Origin of the sequence: Micromonospora haikouensis (assembly GCF_900091595.1) — a bacterium.
Lineage (GTDB): Bacteria > Actinomycetota > Actinomycetes > Mycobacteriales > Micromonosporaceae > Micromonospora > Micromonospora haikouensis.
On sequence record NZ_FMCW01000001.1, the window covers coordinates 158,068 to 177,128 of the forward strand.

21 protein-coding genes and 1 tRNA gene are annotated in these 19,061 nt (G+C 76.0%); 11 read left to right on the forward strand and 11 right to left on the reverse strand.

Translation table 11 applies throughout. The features are described 5' to 3' along the window. Positions 1–55: 55 nt before the first annotated feature. Complete coding sequence (locus GA0070558_RS00590) at positions 56–1,183, forward strand: endo-1,4-beta-xylanase (RefSeq protein WP_218106941.1); 1,128 nt, start codon at positions 56–58, stop codon at positions 1,181–1,183. 28 nt (positions 1,184–1,211) lie between these two features. Here the strand turns inward: GA0070558_RS00590 and GA0070558_RS00595 are convergent, their stop codons facing one another. Together GA0070558_RS00595 and GA0070558_RS00600 are read right to left on the reverse strand one after the other, a co-directional pair. Beyond that, complete coding sequence (locus GA0070558_RS00595; protein WP_091274314.1) at positions 1,212–2,012, reverse strand: DUF4253 domain-containing protein; 801 nt, start codon at positions 2,010–2,012, stop codon at positions 1,212–1,214. 63 nt (positions 2,013–2,075) lie between these two features. Beyond that, positions 2,076–3,143, reverse strand: a complete 1,068-nt coding sequence (locus tag GA0070558_RS00600) for an LCP family protein (protein ID WP_256091669.1) — start codon at positions 3,141–3,143, stop codon at positions 2,076–2,078. 115 nt (positions 3,144–3,258) lie between these two features. On the opposite strand from GA0070558_RS00600, the gene GA0070558_RS00605 reads away from it, so the two are divergent. Together GA0070558_RS00605 and GA0070558_RS00610 are read left to right on the forward strand one after the other, a co-directional pair. Further along, positions 3,259–4,092, forward strand: coding sequence for a class I SAM-dependent methyltransferase (locus GA0070558_RS00605; RefSeq protein ID WP_091274317.1), 834 nt, complete (start codon positions 3,259–3,261; stop codon positions 4,090–4,092). A 69-nt stretch (positions 4,093–4,161) separates the two neighbouring features. After that, complete coding sequence (locus GA0070558_RS00610; RefSeq protein WP_091274320.1) at positions 4,162–5,193, forward strand: expansin EXLX1 family cellulose-binding protein; 1,032 nt, start codon at positions 4,162–4,164, stop codon at positions 5,191–5,193. A gap of 103 nt (positions 5,194–5,296) precedes the next feature. Here the strand turns inward: GA0070558_RS00610 and GA0070558_RS00615 are convergent, their stop codons facing one another. From GA0070558_RS00615 to bcp, 4 genes are all read right to left on the reverse strand, one after another. Beyond that, the gene (locus tag GA0070558_RS00615; protein ID WP_091274323.1) at positions 5,297–5,848 is read right to left on the reverse strand and encodes a GNAT family N-acetyltransferase; all 552 of its coding nucleotides are present in this window, start codon (positions 5,846–5,848) and stop codon (positions 5,297–5,299) included. 162 nt (positions 5,849–6,010) lie between these two features. Then, a tRNA-Leu gene (locus GA0070558_RS00620) sits at positions 6,011–6,098 on the reverse strand. 80 nt (positions 6,099–6,178) lie between these two features. Next, positions 6,179–6,760, reverse strand: a complete 582-nt coding sequence (locus GA0070558_RS00625) for a pyridoxamine 5'-phosphate oxidase family protein (RefSeq protein ID WP_091274326.1) — start codon at positions 6,758–6,760, stop codon at positions 6,179–6,181. A gap of 248 nt (positions 6,761–7,008) precedes the next feature. Next, positions 7,009–7,485, reverse strand: coding sequence for a thioredoxin-dependent thiol peroxidase (bcp, locus tag GA0070558_RS00630; protein WP_043962198.1), 477 nt, complete (start codon positions 7,483–7,485; stop codon positions 7,009–7,011). 335 nt (positions 7,486–7,820) lie between these two features. On the opposite strand from bcp, the gene GA0070558_RS00635 reads away from it, so the two are divergent. From GA0070558_RS00635 to GA0070558_RS00650, 4 genes are read left to right on the forward strand one after another with little or no spacing between them, the layout of a single operon-like run. Continuing rightward, the gene (locus GA0070558_RS00635; protein WP_043962199.1) at positions 7,821–8,540 is read left to right on the forward strand and encodes an energy-coupling factor ABC transporter permease; all 720 of its coding nucleotides are present in this window, start codon (positions 7,821–7,823) and stop codon (positions 8,538–8,540) included. Next, positions 8,537–8,980: a PDGLE domain-containing protein gene (locus GA0070558_RS00640; protein ID WP_091274329.1), complete on the forward strand. Its 444-nt coding sequence runs from the start codon at positions 8,537–8,539 to the stop codon at positions 8,978–8,980. The genes GA0070558_RS00635 and GA0070558_RS00640 overlap by 4 nt, the downstream gene beginning before the upstream one ends. Before the next feature lie 11 nt (positions 8,981–8,991). Next, the gene (gene cbiQ / locus GA0070558_RS00645; protein ID WP_043962201.1) at positions 8,992–9,762 is read left to right on the forward strand and encodes a cobalt ECF transporter T component CbiQ; all 771 of its coding nucleotides are present in this window, start codon (positions 8,992–8,994) and stop codon (positions 9,760–9,762) included. After that, on the forward strand, positions 9,759–10,517 hold the full coding sequence (locus GA0070558_RS00650; protein ID WP_091274333.1) for an energy-coupling factor ABC transporter ATP-binding protein: 759 nt from the start codon (positions 9,759–9,761) through the stop codon (positions 10,515–10,517). The genes cbiQ and GA0070558_RS00650 overlap by 4 nt, the downstream gene beginning before the upstream one ends. Here GA0070558_RS00650 and GA0070558_RS00655 read toward each other — a convergent pair. From GA0070558_RS00655 to GA0070558_RS00670, 4 genes are all read right to left on the reverse strand, one after another. Next, positions 10,507–11,676, reverse strand: a complete 1,170-nt coding sequence (locus GA0070558_RS00655; protein WP_256091671.1) for a hypothetical protein — start codon at positions 11,674–11,676, stop codon at positions 10,507–10,509. The two genes, GA0070558_RS00650 and GA0070558_RS00655, sit on opposite strands and share 11 nt — an antisense overlap. After that, positions 11,673–12,389: a DsbA family protein gene (locus GA0070558_RS00660; protein ID WP_077936516.1), complete on the reverse strand. Its 717-nt coding sequence runs from the start codon at positions 12,387–12,389 to the stop codon at positions 11,673–11,675. The genes GA0070558_RS00655 and GA0070558_RS00660 overlap by 4 nt, the downstream gene beginning before the upstream one ends. Then, positions 12,382–12,903, reverse strand: a complete 522-nt coding sequence (locus GA0070558_RS00665; protein WP_091274337.1) for a MauE/DoxX family redox-associated membrane protein — start codon at positions 12,901–12,903, stop codon at positions 12,382–12,384. The genes GA0070558_RS00660 and GA0070558_RS00665 overlap by 8 nt, the downstream gene beginning before the upstream one ends. 68 nt (positions 12,904–12,971) lie before the next feature. After that, complete coding sequence (locus tag GA0070558_RS00670; protein ID WP_077936518.1) at positions 12,972–13,586, reverse strand: sigma-70 family RNA polymerase sigma factor; 615 nt, start codon at positions 13,584–13,586, stop codon at positions 12,972–12,974. A gap of 108 nt (positions 13,587–13,694) precedes the next feature. Between GA0070558_RS00670 and GA0070558_RS00675 the strand changes: the two genes are divergently transcribed. From GA0070558_RS00675 to GA0070558_RS00690, 4 genes are all read left to right on the forward strand, one after another. Further along, positions 13,695–14,354 (forward strand): zf-HC2 domain-containing protein, encoded by a 660-nt coding sequence (locus GA0070558_RS00675; protein ID WP_091274340.1) that lies wholly within the window; start codon positions 13,695–13,697, stop codon positions 14,352–14,354. Continuing rightward, positions 14,351–16,012 (forward strand): copper resistance CopC/CopD family protein, encoded by a 1,662-nt coding sequence (locus tag GA0070558_RS00680; protein ID WP_091274770.1) that lies wholly within the window; start codon positions 14,351–14,353, stop codon positions 16,010–16,012. The genes GA0070558_RS00675 and GA0070558_RS00680 overlap by 4 nt, the downstream gene beginning before the upstream one ends. A gap of 14 nt (positions 16,013–16,026) precedes the next feature. Beyond that, positions 16,027–16,755: a YcnI family copper-binding membrane protein gene (locus GA0070558_RS00685; protein ID WP_077936520.1), complete on the forward strand. Its 729-nt coding sequence runs from the start codon at positions 16,027–16,029 to the stop codon at positions 16,753–16,755. A 156-nt stretch (positions 16,756–16,911) separates the two neighbouring features. Further along, positions 16,912–17,553 (forward strand): hypothetical protein, encoded by a 642-nt coding sequence (locus GA0070558_RS00690; RefSeq protein ID WP_091274343.1) that lies wholly within the window; start codon positions 16,912–16,914, stop codon positions 17,551–17,553. 206 nt (positions 17,554–17,759) lie between these two features. Here GA0070558_RS00690 and GA0070558_RS00695 read toward each other — a convergent pair whose 3' ends face one another. Next, positions 17,760–19,049: a glycosyltransferase family 87 protein gene (locus GA0070558_RS00695; RefSeq protein WP_091274346.1), complete on the reverse strand. Its 1,290-nt coding sequence runs from the start codon at positions 19,047–19,049 to the stop codon at positions 17,760–17,762. Between the last annotated feature and the right edge of the window lie 12 nt (positions 19,050–19,061).

Below are 19,061 nucleotides of genomic sequence, written 5' to 3' on the forward strand. Positions count from 1 at the left end.
CGCCGCCGCCGGGGCCGTGGCCGGTGCGCCCACCCGACCCCGGCCGGTTCCGGCGGTGACCCGGCCGCGCCCGCTCACCGCCGCCGGCCTGCTGGTGGCGGCGGCGCTGGTCGTCGCCACCGTCCTGCTCGCCGGCATGGCCGCCGTCGGCACCGGCCGCGCCGGGGACCCGGGCGGGGCCGGGGCCGCCCGGTCCGCCCCGGCCTACACCCCGTCGGCGGCCGGCACGCTGCGCGGCCTCGCCCCGGCCGGGACGCTGATCGGCACGGCCGTCGACCCGAGGGGCCTGAACCTCGACCCCGCCTACCCGGGGGTCCTCGCCGCCGAGTTCAACGCGGTCACCGCCGAGAACGCGATGAAGTGGCGCAACCTGGAGCCCTCGCCCGGCGTGTACGCCTGGGCGGGCGGCGACCAGATCGTCGACCTGGCCCACCGCAACGGCCAGGCCGTCTACGGCCACACCCTGGTCTGGCACAACGACGTGCCGGACTGGGTGTCCCCGGACTGGCCGGCGCAGCGGCTGCGGGAGGTGCTGCGCCGGCACGTGACCGCCGTCGTCGCGCACTACCGGGGCCGGGTGTGGGCCTGGGACGTGGTCAACGAGGTGCTCGCCGAGGACGGCTCCCTGCGCGACACCCTCTGGCTGCGCAAGCTCGGCCCCGGCTACGTCGCCGACGCGTTCCGCTGGGCCCGGCAGGCCGACCCCGACGCCAGGCTGTTCGTCAACGAGTACGGCACCGAGGGGCGGACCGCGAAGGCCGACGCGCTGCTGGACCTGGTGCGGCGGCTGCGGGCCGACGGCGTACCGGTCGACGGGGTGGGCTTCCAGGGGCACCTGGACGCCGAGCGTCCGCCCGACGACGTCCGGGGCAACCTGCGCCGCTTCGCCGCGCTGGGCGTGCGCGTCGCCGTCACCGAGCTGGACGTGCGGGTGCGGCTCCCCGCGACGGCGGAGGGGCTGCGCCGCCAGGCCGCCGTGTACCGGGAGGTGCTGCGCGCCTGCCTGGACGTGGCCGCCTGCGCGTCGGTCACCGTGTGGGGCTTCACCGACGCCCGCAGCTGGATCCCCGGCTACCACCGCGGCTTCGGCGCGGCCTGCCTCTTCGACGCCGACTTCCGGCCGAAGCCGGCCCACGCGGCGCTGCTCGACGAGCTGGCGGCCCGGCGGCGCACCGGCGGCTGACGCCGCGCGGGACGTGGGCCGCCGACGGTCAGTCCCACCAGAACGACCAGTTCTGCATGCCCCGGATCTCCTGCGCGTACGCGGCCAGCGAGCCGCTGCCCTGCCGGACGTTGTCGGGGCAGAAGGCGAGGTGCTCGGCGGCGACGCGCAGGGCGTGCTCGGGCGTGGTGGGCGGGGCGGCCACGCTGAGGTGGAGGGTGTCGAAGCCGACCCCGATCACCAGCGCGCCGAAGCGCTCCGCCCAGCTGCGCAGCACCGCCGTGAGCTGGCCGCCGGAGTCGAGGTGGTGCACCGGCCCCGTCCAGCCGGTGGCGGCCGGCGCGTCCGCGCCGCCGGCGGCCGGCACCAGCCCCAGCCGGGTCTCCCCGAGGTATTCGGTGTCGCTGAGCAGGAAGTCCACCAGGTCGTCGGCGACGTCGCCGACCGGTTCCTCCGGCTCGCCGGGCGCGGCCAGGCCGGGCCAGCGCCGGCCGAACGGGGCGGTGGCCTCGGCCAGCTCGGGGTCGTCGTCCTCGGACACGCAGCCGTCCCACCAGTGCGCCAGCAGCTCCGCCGGGTCGTCCCCGCCCCGTGGCGGCCGGCGGGCCGGGGCCACCTCCCCGTCGACCCAGGGGCGGTGCGGCTGGCCGCCCAGGCCGCTCAGCAGCAGCGGCCACAGCCCCGTGCCGGGGTGGTTGCGCCGGAACTGCGCCCACAGCGCGGGCTCGGCCGGTGCGTCGCTCAGCCAGTAGCGTGGCGGCCCGCCCGCCTGCGGCGTGATCAGGCGGCCGGGGGGCAGCTTTCCGGCGGGCAGCGCGGCCAGCAGCCGGGGCAGGTCGTCGTCGGGCATGGGCGGCAGCCTACGGACCGGGTCCGACGTTCCCCGGCCGCCCAGCCCGGGCTCCTGGCGGCGTCACGAGCCGGCGGCGACGATCTCCTTGACGGCGTCGCGGCGGACGGCGTCGTAGAGGGTGCGCGCCCGGCGGTCGTCGGCGAAGACGACGCTCTCGCTGCCGACGGTGCCCGTGCCCCGGCTGGGCGAGGTGAAGAAGAACAGGTTGCCGCCGCGCAACCCGCGCAGCTGGGTCGCCATGTCCAGCAGCGACATGCCCCGGTCGACGGAGACCGAATCCGACGTGGCCCGCACGAACGCGTTGAGCCGGCTGGGGTTGGCGAGGATGCCGCCGGACGCGGCCCGGTCGAGGATCGCCTTGATGACCTGCTGCTGGTGCCGGATCCGGGCGAAGTCGCCGTCGGCGAACTGCTTGCGCTGCCGGGCGTAGTCCAGCGCCGTCTGGCCGTCCATGAGCTGCGGCCCCTGCCGGAAGGTGCGGAACGGCGGGTGGATGGAGGTGAACGTCTTCTCCGAGGTGATCTCGACCCCGCCGAGGGCGTCGATGATCTCCCGGAACCCCGCGAAGTCGACGAGCACCACGTGGTCGATGCGGACGCCGGTGAACTGCTCCACCGTCCGCACCATCAGCGGCACCCCGCCCCAGGCGTACGCGGCGTTGATCTTCGCCTCCCGGCCGCCGTGCCGGCCGTCGGCCGAGCGGGGGACCGGGACCCAGGTGTCCCGGGGGATCGAGATCAGCTCCGCGCTCGACCGGTCCTTCGGCAGGTGCGCCACGATGATCGTGTCGGTGCGCGACCCCCCGGTGCCGTCCGGGTCCCGCGAGTCGCTGCCCAGGACCATGATGTTCAGCGCACCCCGGGCCACCGCCGCCGGCCGCTCCTGCTCCGGCACCTCGGCGAACGCGTCGACCCGGTCGACGCCCCGCTCCACCGACCGCAGCCACAACGCCCCGGCGACCGTGCCACCCGCGCCCAGCAGCACCACGGCGAGCACCGCGACCAGCGCGATCCGCCCCCACCGGCGGCGCTTCGGGCGTGCCCCGGCACCCTCCGGCGTGGACGCTGCGGCGGGCGGGTCGGGCGGGCCGCCCGGGGTCGGTGCGGCCACCTGCTCGGGACGGGACATGGCGGCGATGCTATCGACGCGTCGCGCCCCGCACGTGCCCGTACCGGCCGGTCCGGGCCGGGGCGAGGGTGAAGTTCGCCACCCGTTGTTTCCCCGGACCTGGTACAACCCTCCCGTGGACGCAACGAAGCTCCGGCGGGCCGTCGCCCGCACCCGGTTCGCCCCGGTCGCCGCCTTCCCCAGGCGGCTCGCCCGGGTGGCCCGGTACGACGCCAAGGTGCTGCGCGCCTCCGCCCGCTGGCTGGTCACCTCCCGGGAGCACCACAACTACACGTACGAGCTGACCACGCTGAGCCGGCACCACCTGTCCTGGTTCGTCAGCGTCGTCTGCGACGTGCCGGTGGGCCGGGTGCGCGGCTGGTTCGCCGAGATCGAGGGCGACGACGAGCTGCGCCGGCACATCGAGCGGGCCACCGCGGAGGCGGCCCGCCGGGGCCTGGCCGACCGCCAGGTCCGCTACGCCCGCCGGATCGGCTGGTACGCGATGGTCCGCGCCGCCCGCCCCGCCCACGTCGTGGAGACCGGCGTCGACAAGGGGCTGGGCAGCTGCGTGCTGGCGGCGGCCCTGCTGCGCAACGCCGCCGAGGGCCACCCCGGCCGGGTCACCTCGCTGGACATCAACCCCGAGGCCGGCTACCTGGCCCGCACCGCACCCTGGTCCGAGGTCGTCGACCTGGTGGTCGGGGACTCCGTCGCCTCGATCGGCGCGCTCGACCGGCCCGTCGACCTCTTCCTGCACGACAGCGACCACAGCCGCGCCCACGAGAAGCGCGAGTTCGACGCCGTCGAGCCGAAGCTGGCCCCCGGCGCGCTGCTGCTCACCGACAACGTCACCGCCACGAACGTCCTCGCCGAGCACGCCGAACGCACCGGCCGGCGGTTCCTCGCGTACCGGGAGACCCCGGCCCGGCACTGGTATCCGGGCGACGGCATCGGGGCCGCCTGGTGACGCCCGGCGTCTTAGCTTTGGCTTAGCCGGCTTGTCCCCGACGCCGGGGGTCCGGCAGCATCGACCGGCGTGACCGACGGAAGCGCGCCCCCGGACGCCCCCCAGCCCGCCGGCGGCCCCGGCCGCCGCCGCGCCCCGCGTCCCGGCCGGTCCCGCTGGCTCGCCGCCGGTGGGGTGGCCGTCCTCGCCGGCGTCCTCGGCCTGACCCTCGCCCTGCGCGCCGGGGCCACCCCGGCCTGCGCCGCCCCGCCCGCCGCCGTCCCGCTCGGTGTCGCCGCGCCGGTCGCCGCCGCGCCGCCGGTCGGCGGGACCGTCCACAAGGGCAAGGCCACCTTCTACGACTCCAAGGGCGCCGGCGGCAACTGCTCCTACCCGAGCGCCCCGGCGAACCGGCTCTACGTGGCGCTCGGCCCGTCGGAGTACGCCGCCGGCGCGGCCTGCGGGGGCCACCTCGACGTGACGGGCCCGCAGGGCACGGTCCGTGTCCTCGTCATGGACCAGTGCCCCGAGTGCGCACCCGGTCACCTGGACCTCTCGCGCGAGGCGTTCGCGCGGATCGCCGACCCGGTGCAGGGCATCGTCTCCGTCAGCTACCGCGCGGTGGTCGACCCGCCGCTGCCCGGCCCGCTCACGTTCCGGATCAAGGAGGGCGCCTCGCGGTACTGGTTCGCCGTGCTGGTCGCCGACCACGGCAACCCGCTGCGCGCCGTGGAGGTGCGCCAGGGCGACTCGGGCGGGTGGCGGGCCGCCGCCCGGCAGGACTACAACTACTGGCTGGTCGAGTCCGGCGTCGGCCCCGGCCCGTACTCGATCCGGGTCACCGACGTCTACGGCCACCGCGTCACCGCCGGTGGCGTCCGGCTGGCACCCGGGCAGGTCCAGCGCGGCACGGTCAGGATGTACGGCGGCGGCGCGTCGGCCGGCGGCGGTCGACCGGCCGCCCGCTCGGCGTCGCCCCGGCCCAGCGCCTCGCCGACGCCCCGCGCGACGTCCCCGCGCCCGTCGCCGTCGGCCGCCCCGGCCTCATCCAGCCCGTCGGCCCCGGACGCGCCCGTCGTGCCGCTCGCCGCCGAAGCGCCCGCCGCCGGCTGCCGCACCTGACCCGGAGTCTCGTCGGCGTCCCCACCTGGCCGGGCGGGGATGTTGGCTGGCTCCACTACGCGACACGCCGACGCGATTGCACCGCAACCGGCCATTGATCGGACTACCGCGACGCCTTCCCCGGATCGGGGCTGCCGGCGGTGAGGTTGAGCCACATCAGGATCTCGTCGCGGTCGTCGCCCGGGGCGACCCGCAGCGCGCCCGGCAGCCGGCCCACCTCCCGGTACCCGAGCCGCGTGTAGAACCGCTCCAGCCCCAGCCCGCCCCGCACGGTCACGTGCAGCGCCTCCCGGCCCAGCTTCCGGCCGAGCCGTTCCGCCTCCCGCATCAGCGCCGACCCGTACCCCCGGCCCTGCGTGCCCGGGTGCACCATCACCCGCTTCAGCACGCACCAGTGGGTCTTGAGGTCGAACCGGTTGTCGGCGAAGACCAGCACGGCCTGCGGCCGGTCGCCGTCGTAGCCCACGAGCAGCCGGTCCGGGCCGTCGACGATGCCGGCGAACGTCGCCTCGGCGACCGGTCGGACGTCGGCCGCGGTGACCGGCGGCACGAAGCCGACCGCGCCGCCGGCGTTGGTGACGTCCACCCACAGGGCGACGATCTGTGCGCGCAGCTCGGCGGTGAGGTCGGGGTCGAGGACGAAACGTAGGCTCACGTCGCCATCCTGGCCCCGCCGCCACCCGCCGGCCGCACGATCGTGACACGCACAACAGCCGCACCAGGTGCCGGACGGGTTGCTGGGGTCGGCGGGTCGCGACGGAGCCGGCCGGAGCATCGACCGACCCGTCGACCGCGATGACGCGCGCGATGGAACCCGTGGTGCGGGAGAGGGGACTCGAACCCCCACGTCCTCACGGACACAGGAACCTAAATCCTGCGTGTCTACCCAATTCCACCACTCCCGCCTGCCCGAGGAGTCTAGAGGGTTCGGCGTCCCTCGTGTTAGCACCGTCCGGCAGGCGGACCGCCCGGATCCCGCCCGGACTCAGGTGACCGGGACCGGCGCGCCGCCGCTGCCGCCGTGCGCCGGGTTGTGGGCGGGCGCGTTGATCTCGACCGGCGGCGGGAACCGGGTCACGAAGTCGCACAGCGTGACGTGGGTCGGCTTGATGGTGATCACCGCCATGTCGGTCGTGTGCGCGCGTTTCTGCTGCTCCCAGCCCGGGGCCAGGCTCTTGTCCGCGAACATCCGCCAGGACGCCTTGACGTGCACGTCCGGGACCCCGGGGTGGACCTCGATGGACGCCGTGCCGCGCACCAGCATGACGACGGGCGTGTAGTCGGAGACGGTCGGGCCGAGCTGCGCCGCGACCTTCCGCCGCACCTCCGGCGAGTACGTGTCGACGCTGAAGGAGACCTGCGGATGCGCCGCGATCGCCCGCACCTTGTACGCGGTCGTCGGGCTGGCGAACTGGAACGCCTCGCCGTTCCACAGGTACGCGACCGGCACCGTGCGCGGGTGACCGTCCAGGCCCACGTAGCCGAGCCGCATCGCGACCGGCGACTCCAGCAAGATCTGGGCCACCGGATCGGTGTTCACCAGGTGCACGATTTCGGCGTAGTCCACAGCTGCCCCTTCCCCGCGCGGATGCCGGCAGCCGCCTTCGTCCCGGTGCCCGTGTGCGGCGGGCCCGCGATCCCCGGCGTGACCGGCCGTAGTCTGATCGCTACGTGGAAAGTATCGACGGCGGGTGGTGCCCCGGCCATCTCGCTGCTTGCCGTTGTGACCCGGCGTGCGGCGCGGGGCGTGGGGGTGTCGGGCCTGCGGCGCGGGCGTCACCCGGTCGCCGGGTCGTCGCCCGGTCGCCCTCCCGCTCAGTCGAGGCCGAGGTCGCGGCGCAGCTTGGCGACGTGGCCGGTGGCCTTGACGTTGTAGAGCGCCCGCTCGATCTTGCCGTCGGGGTCGATGACGAAGGTGGACCGGATCACCCCGGTCACCGTGCGCCCGTAGGACTGCTTCTCGCCGTACGCGCCGTAGGCGGTGAGCACCGCCCGGTCGGTGTCGGCGACCAGCGGGAAGGTGATGGCGTCCCGCTCGCGGAACTTCGCCAGCTTCTCCGGCTTGTCCGGCGAGATGCCGACCACCTCGTAGCCAGCGGACCGGAGCGAGGCGAGCGAGTCGCGGAAGTCGCACGCCTGCTTGGTGCAGCCGGGGGTCATCGCGGCGGGGTAGGCGTACAGGATCACCGTCCGGCCGCGCAGGTCGGCCAGGGAGAGGGTCTCGCCGGTATCGGTCGGCAGGCTGAACTCGGGCGCGGGGTCACCGGGGCTGAGGCGGGCTGGCGCGGTCATGGCCGAACCCTACCGCCGCCCTGGGCTGCCGGTCCGACGCCGCCCTGGGCTGCCGGTCCGACGCCGCCCGCCATGTCGCCGACATCGCGGGATCCCGGGGGCGGTGATGGCCCCATGTCCCCGACATGGCGGGCGGGGCGCGCGCGGCGGTCCGGGCGGGGCGCGCGCGGCGGTCCCGGGCGGGGCGCGCGGCGGTCCCGGCCCCGCGCGGTGGTCCCCGGCCGGGCGGTGATCAGCGCCTCGACGCTGTTGCCAGGGATTGGCAACAGCTCATCCGTGGAAATAGGCTGGGCCGAGCCGGCGTGGACGCTCCCGCCGGGCCTGCGGGAGGTCGAGTGGAAACCCTGGCGATGCACATCTCCAACGGCATCGTGAACGGCCCGGTCGCTGCCGTCTTCGCCGCGTTCGCCCTGGCCGTGCTGACCCTCTGCGTGCTGCGCGGCCGGCGCGACCTCGACGACCGGCTCGCCCCGATGGCCGGGCTCGTCGCCGCGTTCATCTTCGCCGTCCAGATGCTCAACTTCCCGATCTTCACCGCCGGGGTGAGCGGCCACCTGCTCGGCGGCGCGCTCGCCGCGCTGCTGGTCGGCCCGTGGGTCGGCGCGCTCTGCGTGGCGGTCGTGCTGGTCGTGCAGGCGCTGGTCTTCGGCGACGGCGGGGTGGCGATGCTCGGCCTCAACGTCACCAACATGGCGGTCCTCGGCACCGCGGCGGCGTACCTGCTGATCGCCCTGCTGCTGCGGGTGCTGCCGCGCACCCCGGCCGGCCTCGCCGTGACGGCCTTCGTCTCGGCGCTGGTCAGCGTCGTGGTCGCGTCGCAGGGCTTCGTGCTCCAGTACTGGCTGGGCGGCACCACCGACCTGGGCGGCAACCTCGCCGGCCTGGCCGGCACGATGGCCGGCGTCCACCTGCTCATCGGCATCGGCGAGGGCCTGATCACCGCGACCACGGTGGTCACCGTCGCCAAGGTCCGCCCCGATCTGGTGTACGCGCTGCGCGCCCTCAGGCCGGCCGCGCCGGCTCCCGTCGTCCCGGTCGCCGGAGGTGCCCGATGAGCAAGCGTCCCTGGGGTTTCGTCGTCGGCGGGCTGCTGGTCGCCCTGCTGCTGGCGGGCGTGGTGAGCAACTACGCCTCCTCGCACCCCGACGGGCTGGACTCGTCGCTGCTCAAGGGCTGCACGGTCGACGCCGAGGGGGAGATCACGGGCGGCAGCTGCCCCGCCCAGCAGGAGCGCGACCACGAGCTGGCCGACAGCCCGCTGGCCGACTACGGCGTCCGCGGCCTCGACAACGACTTCCTCTCCACCGGCCTGTCCGGGGTGCTCGGCGTGCTGCTCACCTTCGCCGTGGGCGGCGGCGTCTTCTGGCTGCTGCGCCGCCGCGGCGCGCAGCCACCGACCGCCGGCGCGCAGTCGCCGACGGCCGACGCGCAGTCGACGACCGCCGGCCCGCAGCCGCCGGCCGACGACGCGTCGCGCGCCGCGCGGTCCCGGTAGGCGGCCCGTCGATGGGGGCCGGTCACGCGCACGTGCTCTACCGGGAGGCGACCTCCCCGGTGCACCGCCTGCCGCCGGAGGTGAAGATCGCCGCGATGGTGCTGTTCACCCTCGCCGTGGTGGCCACCCCGCGCACGGCGTTCTGGGCGTTCGGCGGGTACGCCTTGCTGGTCGCCGCCGTGGCCGCGCTGGCCCGGGTCGGGCCGGGCTGGCTGCTCAGCCGCGCGGCGATCGAGCTGCCGTTCGTGCTCTTCGCGGTCGCGCTGCCGTTCCTCGGTGCGGGCGAGCGGGTCGAGGTGGCCGGGCTGGCCCTGTCCGTCGACGGGCTGCTCGGCGGCTGGAACATCGTCGCGAAGGGCACGCTGGGGGTGCTCGCGTCGCTCCTGCTGGCCGCGACCACGACGACGCGGGACCTGATCGTCGGCCTGGACCGGCTGCGCTGCCCGCAGATCGTCACCCAGATCGCCACGTTCATGCTCCGCTACCTGGACGTGCTGGTCGGCGAGGCCCGCCGGATGCGGGTGGCCCGGGTCTCCCGGGGCGACGACCCGCGCTTCCTGTGGCAGTTGCGCGGCTTCGCCGCCGGGGTCGGCGCGCTGTTCCTGCGCGCGTTCGAGCGCGGCGAGCGGGTCTACCTGGCGATGCTGTCGCGCGGCTACTCCGGCCGGATGCCGGCGGTGTGGCAGGGGGCGGGCGCGGCGAGCGCGGGGCAGTGGCTGGTCGGGGCGACGGTGCCGCTGGTCGCGGCCGGGATCGCCGCGACCGCCGTCGCCCTGACATGATCGGGGACGTGCAGAACCCGGCTCCCCCCTCCCTGGACGTGCGCGGTGTCCGGTACGCGTACCCGGACGGGCACGTCGCCCTGCACGGGGTCGACCTGACCGTGGCGCGCGGCGGACGGGTGGCGCTGCTCGGGCCCAACGGCGCGGGCAAGACGACGCTGGTGCTGCACCTCAACGGCATCCTCACCGCCGCCGAGGGCTCGGTGAGCGTCGGCGGGCTGACGGTGAGCCGCGACCGGGACACCCTCGCGGAGATCCGCCGCCGGGTCGGGATCGTCTTCCAGGACCCGGACGACCAGCTCTTCCTGCCCACGGTCGCCGAGGACGTGGCGTTCGGCCCGGCCAACCTGGGCCTGCGCGGGGCCGAGCTGGCCGCCCGGGTCGACGAAGCACTCGCGGCGGTGGGGATGGGCGAGCACCGGGACCGGGCCCCGCACCACCTGTCGTTCGGGCAGCGCCGCCGGGTGGCGGTGGCCACCGTGCTGGCCATGCACCCGGAGATCCTGGTGCTGGACGAGCCGTCGTCCAACCTCGACCCGGCGGCCCGCCGGGAGCTGGCCGAGATCCTGCGCGGCCTGCCGGTGACCCTGCTGATGGTCACGCACGACCTGCCGTACGCGCTGGAGCTGTGCGACCGGTCGGTGATCCTCGACGGCGGGCGCATCGTCGCCGACGCCGACACCCGGGAGTTGCTGGCCGACCGGGAGCTGCTGGCGGCGCACCGCCTGGAGCTGCCCTACGGCTTCACCCCCTGACCGGCTCCGTCACGTCGGGGGTGGGGCGGGGACTCCCCGGGTGGGCGGCGGCGCGGAGGCGGAGCAGGCCGGCCGCCGTGGCGCCGGCCCCCGTGGCCAGGATCACCACGAGCAGGGTGCGGGCCAGCCCGCCGGGCCAGGGGAGCGGGGGGACCGAGCGGGCGAGGACGGCGACGTTGGTGACCCCGGCGAACAGGGCGAGGCACCCCCCGGCCAACGCGAGGGCGAAGTCGGCGGCGGGGCGGCGGGCCAGCGCGTACCCGCCCGCCGCGAGCGCGCCGAGGCCGGTGAGCAGCGCCCAGATCTGCCCGCCGAGCAGGCCCAGCAGCACGCCGCCGACGCCCGTGGCGCCCGCGTCCAGCTCCCGGCCCACGGTGAACACGATCGCGGCGACCCCGCCGGCCGCCAGCGCCGCGCCGGCGCCGGCGAGCGCCCGCGCCCCGAGCGGGGTGCCGGCCGCCAGCAGCCCGGCGGAGCCGACCAGCAGGAAGCCGAGCGTGGTCGCCACCCACCAGGGGTACGCGTCGGGCGGCGGCACCCAGTCGAGGGTGCCCCGGATCTCCACCGGCTCGGCGCCGTCGCGCAGCGGCACCACCCAGTCCCGCACCCGCTGCTCACGGGTCGGGTCGGCGCGCACCACCGCCGGCGGGGCCGGCTCCTGCCAGCGGGCCCGCCGGTCGTGCCAGCGGGCCGTCGGCCCGTCGCCGACGCGCCGCCAGTCCGGGGCGGCGGCCGGGTCCGCCTGGGCGGGCAGGGCCGTGTCCCCGGCGAGGGTCCGGTTCAGGTACGTCGCCGGGGAGCGGCTGTTCTCGTAGACCCCGTCCGGCCCGACGCGCAGGTACGGCTCGCCGGTGTAGCCGATCACCTCGATCGGCCGCCCGGTGCGGTTGACCAGCTCCAGCCGCGCCCCGCCCTCCACGACGCGGGCGGTCAGCCCGGGCCGGTCCGGTGCGACGCCGGTCACCTCGGCCCGGTAGTCCGTGCCGTCGGGCGACTCCCCGCCGTGCGCGGCGGCCGGCGTCGCCGTGGCGAGCGCGGCGACCAGCCCGACGAGCACGCCGGCCAGCCGGGCGACGACGGCCGGCCCGGCCACGCCGGCGCGGCGGTCCAGCCCGGCCGGGCGGTCCAGCCCGGCGCGGCGCGGCGGAGCGGGGATCACTTGCTGGCCGCCGCCACCGCCGCCGTGAGGCCCGCGGGCGACCGGTCGGCGACCTCCGCGCCGTTGACCTTGACGGTGGGCGTGCCGGTGACGCCGGCCCGGCTCGCGTCGTCGGTGACGTGCTCGGTCCACGCCTTGTACGTCCCGTCGGAGACGCAGGAGGCGAAGTCGTCCCGGTTCAGCCCGACGCCCGCGCCGATGTCGACCAGCTCGTCGTCGCTCAGCCCCGCGCCGCCCTCGGGCGGCTGCTTGGCGAACAGCGCCTTCGCGTACTCCTGGAACTTGCCGCCCTTCGCGGCGCAGCCGGAGGCGGCGGAGGAGCGGGTGGAGTATTCGGTCGTGGAGAACCGGTTGAGGTAGGCCACGGGGTGGAACACCACCCGCGCCTTGCCCTCGCTGACGAGCTGGTCGATCGTCGCGCCGCTGGTCTGCTGGAACTGGTTGCAGGCGGGGCAGAGGAAGTCCTCGTACAGGTCGATGGTGACCGGGCCCGTCCCGTACGCGATGCCGGTGCCGGCCTCGGTCGCGCCCGGCGGGGCGGTGAAGGTGTCGGAGCGCTGGCTGGACCAGACGGCCCAGCCGATCCCGCCGGCGATGACCAGCACGGCGACCGCCACCAGCGACGTCCAGAGGGTGCGCTTGCGCCGGCGCTCCCGGGCCAGCTGCTCGCGGACCACCCGGGCGGCGTCCTTCTGCCCCTTGCGACTACTCATCATCGTCCTCCACCGGTGGGCCCGCGAGCCAGCCGTCGACGGAGACGGGGGTGCGGGGCCAGATCAGCAGGAACCCGGCCAGGGCCAGGAATCCCAGGTCCCGGAGGATCTCCGGGAGGTAGCTCGGTGCCTGCCCGGCGGCGAGCTGCCCGCCGCTGCCGAAGCAGCCGCAGTCGATGGCCAGGCCGCGCGACCAGGCCGAGGCGATGCCGGCGACGAAGACGACCAGCAGGGCCGCCGAGATCCCGGCGGCCAGGCGGGTGGCCAGGCCGAACAGCAGCAGCGCCCCGAGGGCCAGCTCGACGAAGGGCAGCGCCGCGCCGATCACGGTCGCGACGTCGTACGGCATGACCTGGTACGCGTTGACGGCACGCCCGGAGGCGGCCAGGTCGCCGACCTTGGCCCCGCCGGCGATCAGCCAGACGGCGGCCAGGCCGAGCCGGGCGGCGACGCCGAGCCAGGGCCGGACGGCGGCCCAACGGGCGGCCCCGGTGTGCGATGCGGTCACGGTCATTGGTCGTCCCGGGCCCGGCGGAGGTTCCCCGTCGCGCAGGAGTTCCCGGTCACGGCCGGCGTTTCCGGTCATCCGGCCAGGGCGTCGCCGGCCGCCTCGACCAGGTCGTGGCGGGCCCGGGCCACGCGGGAGCGGATGGTGCCGACCGGCACCCCCTCCACGGCGGCGGCCTCGGCGTACGACAGGCCGAGCAGTTGGGTGAGCACGAACGCCCCCCGCCGCTCGGCGGGCAGCCGGCGCACCAGGTCGGCTGCGCCGAGCTGCCCGGCGGGGTCCGGGTGCGGCAGGTCGGTGTGGGCGTGGCTGGCCAGCCGTTCGGCGAGCCGGCGGCGGCGGACCACGACGCGCAGGTGGTCGGCGCAGGCGCGGCGGGCGATGCCGAGCAGCCAGGTGCGGGCGCTGGACCGCCCCGCGAAGGCGGGCAGCGCCCGGAACGCCCGCAGGTAGGTCTCCTGGGTGAGATCGTCGGCGGTGTCGGGGTCGACCAGCGCGGCGGCGAACCGCCACACCTCGGCCTGGGTGGCCCGGACGAACGCCGCCTGGGCGGCCGGGTCGCCGTCGCGGGCGGCCAGCGCCCAGCCGGTCGCCGGGTCGGGCTCGCGTGCGGTCGCCGGGTCGGGGGCACGACTGCGGGCCGGGTCGGTGGGACCGTCGGCGGCGGGCTCGCGCGGCGCGGGGATCACGTCAGACCACGGTACGCGGCGTGCCGGCGGTGGGCAGGGTCCTTCGACCCTTCCGATGACGTGGCACACTCCGGGAACTTTTCCGGTGCGCCGCCCGACCACCCTCCTATGACTTGCGACGACGTCCGCGTGGCACTGTCGGCGCGGCTCGACGGCGAGGACCCACAGGCGTCGCCGGCGGCGCTGGACGCACACACCGGCTCCTGCCCCGACTGCCGGTCCTGGCTGGCCAGCGCCGAGCAGGTGACCCGGTTCACCCGGCTGCGCCCGGTGCGGGTGCCCGACCTCACCGCGTCCGTGCTGGCGGCGGTCGCCGCCGAGCGGGCCACGGCACGGGCCGCCGCCGCCGCGACCGTGCGCGCCCGACGCCAGCTCCTGCGGGTGGCCGTGGCGGTGGCCGCGGTCGCCCAGCTCGCCGTGGCGCTGCCCGTCCTGGTCGGCGGCTTCGGGGTGGGCGCGGACGCGCACACCGGCCGCGAGATGGCCTCGTTCGACGTGGCGCTCGCGGTGGGCTTCGCCCTCGCGGCGTGGCGGCCGGAGCGGGCCCGGGCCTTCCTGCCGGTGGCCCTGGTGCTGGCGCTCTGCCTGGCGGCCACCAGCGCGCTGGACATCGCCAACTCGACCACCGCCCTGGTGCACGAGGCCGGACACCTGGCGGCCGTCGTGCAGGCGGGCCTGCTGTGGGCCCTGGGGCGCGCCGGCGGCGAGCCGAACCGCCCGCTGGGGCTCGCCGATCGGCCGGTTCATCGGCGAGCATGGCCGGCATGACTGCTGCCACTCTCCGGCCCCCCCGCCGGCTCGCGCGCCTCGGCGCGCTCGCCGGCCTGCTCGTCACCGTCGTCGCCCTGCTGCTGGCCCCCGCCACCCCCGCGAGCGCCCACGCCGTGCTGGTGAGCAGCAGCCCGGCCGCCTCCGCCGTGGTGCCGAGCGCGCCGTCCGAGGTGGTGCTGACGTTCAGCGAGCCGGTGCGCAAGGTGGCCGGGAAGATCCGGGTGATCGCCCCGGACGGGGCGCGGGCCGACCGGGGCGAGCCGTCGTTCTCCGACACGGTGGTGACGATCCCGGTGGACCCGTCGGCGGGGCGCGGGACGTACCTGATCAGCTACCGGGTGATCTCGGCGGACAACCACCCGATCTCCGGCGCGTTCACCTGGTCGGTGGGCGCGCCGTCGACCCCGCCGACGGACAGCGGGTCGGACACCCGGGCCGACCCGGTGGTGGAGACCGGCGTCAAGGTCGCCAAATACCTGGGCTACGCCGGTCTGCTCCTGCTGGTCGGCCCCGCGCTGGTGCTCGGCGCGCTGTGGCCGCGCCGGCTCGACCGCCGTGGCCCGGCCCGGCTCGCCTGGGTGGGGCTCGGCGTGCTGGCGTTCGCCACGCTGGCCGAGCTGTGGCTCCAGGTGCCCTACACCGCCGGCGGCGGGCTGTTCGACGTGACCGGCGCGGGCTTCGGCGACGTGCTCGGCGGCACGTACGGCACGACGCACCTGGTCCGGCTCGGCCTGCTCGCGGCGGCGGCGTTCCTGCTCCGCCCGCTCTTCGCCGGGCCGGTGGGGCGCACCGACGCGATCATCCTGGCGGTCCTCGGCGGCGCGGCGCTGTTCACCTGGCCGCTGGCCGGGCACCCGGCGGCCTCGCCCGCACCGGCGGTGTCGGTGGTGGTCGACGCGGTGCACCTGGGCAGCATGGCCGTGTGGCTGGGCGGGCTGGTGATGCTCGGCGGCTTCCTGCTGCGCCTGGCCGACGAGCGGGAGTTGGGCGCGATCCTGCCCGTCTGGTCGCGCTGGGCGGCGCTGTCGGTCGCGGCGCTGCTGCTCGCCGGCACCGTGCAGGCGCTGATCGAGGTGGCCACCCCGTCGGCCCTGGTCGACACCACGTACGGGCGGCTGGTGCTGGCCAAGATCGCGCTGTTCGCGCTGGTGATCGGCGTGGCCGCGTACTCCCGGGCGCTGGTGCGCCGGCGCACCGCCGCGGCCCACCCGGCCCCGGTGCGCCGGGCGGTCTGGGTCGAGCTGGCGATCACGGCCGTGGTGCTCGGCGCGACGGCGACCCTGGTGCAGACCCCGCCGGCCCGCAGCGCCGCCGAGGTGGCCGGTACGCCGGACACCTTCTTCACCACCACGCTGTCCAGCCCGATCTACTCGCTCCAGGTGGAGCTGGACCCGGCCGGGCGGGGCAACAACTCGATGCACCTGTACGCGTACACGTCGGACAACCGGCCGCAGCCGGTGGCCGAGTGGAAGGCGACCGCGGCGCTGCCGTCGGCGGGCATCGAGCCGATCGACATCCCGCTGCTGCCGCTGACCGACAACCACGCGTCCGGGGAGATCAACCTGCCCGCCTCGGGGGAGTGGCAGTTCCGCTTCACCGTCCGCATTTCGGACATCGACCAGGCCACGGTGAGCGCCACCGTGCCGATCCGTTAACGAAAGGTATTCCCATGCTCCGTCACCGGCGTTCCGTAACCGCCGCCGCCCTGGCCCTCGGTGCCGTCGCCGCCGTCGTGCTCGGCGTGGCCGCGCCCGCCTCGGCGCACGTCTCGGTCAACCCGAAGGAGGCGACGCAGGGCGGCTACGGCCGGTTCGCGTTCCGGGTGCCGAACGAGGGCGACGAGGCCTCGACGACCAAGGTCGAGGTGGTGCTGCCGGAGAACGCGCCGGTCGGCTCGGTGTCGACGATGCCGGTGCCGGGCTGGACGGTGGCGGTGGAGAAGCGCAAGGTCGACCCGCCGGTGCAGGTGCACGGCAGCGAGGTCACCGAGGCGGTGGCGAAGATCACCTGGACGGCGACCGGGGACGCGGCGGTGAAGCCGGGCCAGTTCCAGGAGTTCCCGGTGTCGATGGGGCCGCTGCCGCAGGTGGACACGATGGTGTTCAAGGCGCTCCAGACCTACTCCGACGGCACGGTGGTGCGCTGGATCGAGGAGCCGACCGCCGGGGCGGAGGAGCCGGAGAACCCGGCCCCGGTGCTCACCCTGACCGCTGCCGCCCCGACGGAGGGTGCCCCGGCCCCGGCGGCGCCCGCGGCGGCGGCGGACGACGATGACGACTCCGAGGGCGGGGCGGGCCTCGCGTTCGGCGTCGCGGGGCTGGTCGCCGGGCTGGCCGGGCTGGTCCTCGGCGGGCTCGCGTTCGCCCGTACCCGGCGGGGCCCGGCCGCGACGAGCTGACCCGGGAGCCCTCGCCCGTCGGCCCGCCGGTCCACCCGGCGGGCCGGCCCGTTTCCGGCCCCCGTCGTACGCCGTTGCTGCTGATATCGGGCCGATTGCGCCTTTTGCGCCGGTAAGGTCGGCCGGGTACTCAGGCCACGGAAGGGAACGACACGGATGCGGATCGCTCGCGCGCTCGTCGGCATGCTGCTGCTCACCATCGGTCTCCCGGCGCTACTGGCCGCGGGTGTGCTCGGCGTCCTGTCCCGGCACTCCGACGCCGCCGGCGGGTTCACCGTGGGATTCGGGGTGGTCGCCCTCCAGGCGCGCGCGGGCGCCGACTGGTTCCCGGCGGCCGCCTGGCTGCTGGGCGTCCTCGGCGTCCTGCTGGTGGCGTCCGCCGCGCTGCTGCTGCGCCCGGCGCGACCGCGCGAGGTGGTCTTCGTGGTCGAGCCCGACCAGGTCCCGGTGCTCGCCGACCGGCTCGGGGTGACCTCGCTCAGCGGGCTGGGCGCGCGCCCCGTGTCGGCCCCGGCCGTCGTCGCCGACCGGCAACTGGTCGCGGTGGGTGCGTCGGCCGAGCGGCCCCGCCCCGCGCTGGGGCCGGCACCGGCCCGCCGCCCGGTCACCCTCGCCGACCTGGCCCCGCCGCCCTTCCCGTCCGGTTCGCCGTCCGGTTCGCCGGCCCGCCCGGCGTCGCCGGCCTGGCCGCCGGCCGCGCCGGAGGCCACCACCCGTCCGGTACGCGTCGAGCCGCGCCGCGTCGAGCCCCGCCGTATCCGCCCCGCCGCGCCCGGCGCCCGCCGCCAGCATCCCTGATCGGCACCCGGTGGCCAGCTCCGCCCAGCTCTGCCCCCGGGCCGGTGAGAAGGGGACCCCTCTCTACCGAATGCGTTAACAGGGGGCCCCTCCTTACGCGGCAGGCGAGCGGCCCTCCGTGCTGCCGACACGGAGGGCCGCCTGCACCGGGGGATCGGTGCCACGGGGGATGCCCGAGGTATGGGTAAGATTAACCGGTAACGACGCTACTCGGGAGAAGTGTCCATTTGGCGCGATTTTTCGCCCTGGTGGGCGGACGCCGGGGCGGGGCGTGCGACGGGCAGGGCCACCACCAGCAGCAGGCTCAGCAGCACGTACGTGTTGCGCGCCAGGAACTCACCGGGCGAGTCGGTGGGCACCGGGGCCACCCCCCAGTCGTGGAACGACACCACCCCGTAGACGATCAGCGCGCCGGTGCCGACGGCCAGGCCGGCCAGCCACCGTCGCCGCCGCGCCCCGGCCGGCGTCGTCGGGTCCGTGCCGAGCGCCGCGTCGGCCAGCAGCACCACCGTCGGCACGAACCAGTAGATGTGGTGGGTCCAGGTGATCGGGCTGACCAGCGCCCCGACCAGGCCCGTCAGCGTCAGGCCGGTCAGCGCGTCCCCGGCGCGGGCGGCGCGGGCGGCCCGCCACAGCCCGTACCCGGCGACCAGCAGGGCCAGCGCCAGCCACAGCACCCGGCTCGGCTCGGCGGGCGCGGTGAGCCGGCTGAGCAGACCGAACAGCGACTGGTTGCCGGTGTAGTCGGTGCGCCCGACCCGGTCGGTCGCCCACAGCTCGTGGGTGAAGAACCGCCACGAGTCCGCCGGCGCCACGGCCGCGGCGAGCAGCGTGGCGCCGGCGGCGGTCGCCGAGGCCACGGCCGCGTCCCGCCACCGCCGGGTGGCCAGGAGGTAGACGATGAAGATGCCGGGATAGAGCTTCAGCGCGGTGGCCAGCCCGACGCCCACGCCCGCCCAGCGCCGCCCCTGCGGCACGGCGAACAGCAGGTCGGCCAGGATCAGCACGACCAGCAGCATGTTGATCTGACCGAAGGTGATCGTCTCCCGGGTGCTCTCCACGGCGAAGACCAGCAGCACCCCGACGGTGACGGTGAACACCCGGGGCAGCCCGTGCCGGGCGATGACCGGGGCGAGCAGCCACCGCGTGGTCACCACCACGCCGAGCACGGTGAGCACCGTGAAGACTGCGATCGTCAGCCCCAGCGGCAGCAGCGCGAACGGGCGCAGCAGCAGCGCGCTCACCGGCGGGTAGGTGAAGTACAGCTCGCCCTGCACCCGGTCCGGCTGCACGTAGTCGTAGAGCGGGTGGCCGGCGGCCCACCAGTCCATCGCCCGCATGTAGATCTTGAGATCGAGGAAGTCGTGCTTCAGGCCCGGCAGGTACAGCGCCGGCAGCACGGCCGCCAGCGCCAGCACCGTGACCAGCCGGCGGACCCGGCGGCCGCCCGGTTCGGCGGCGGTCACGGAGGGTGGCGCGATCGGTTCAGCTGGCACGGGGAAACCCTA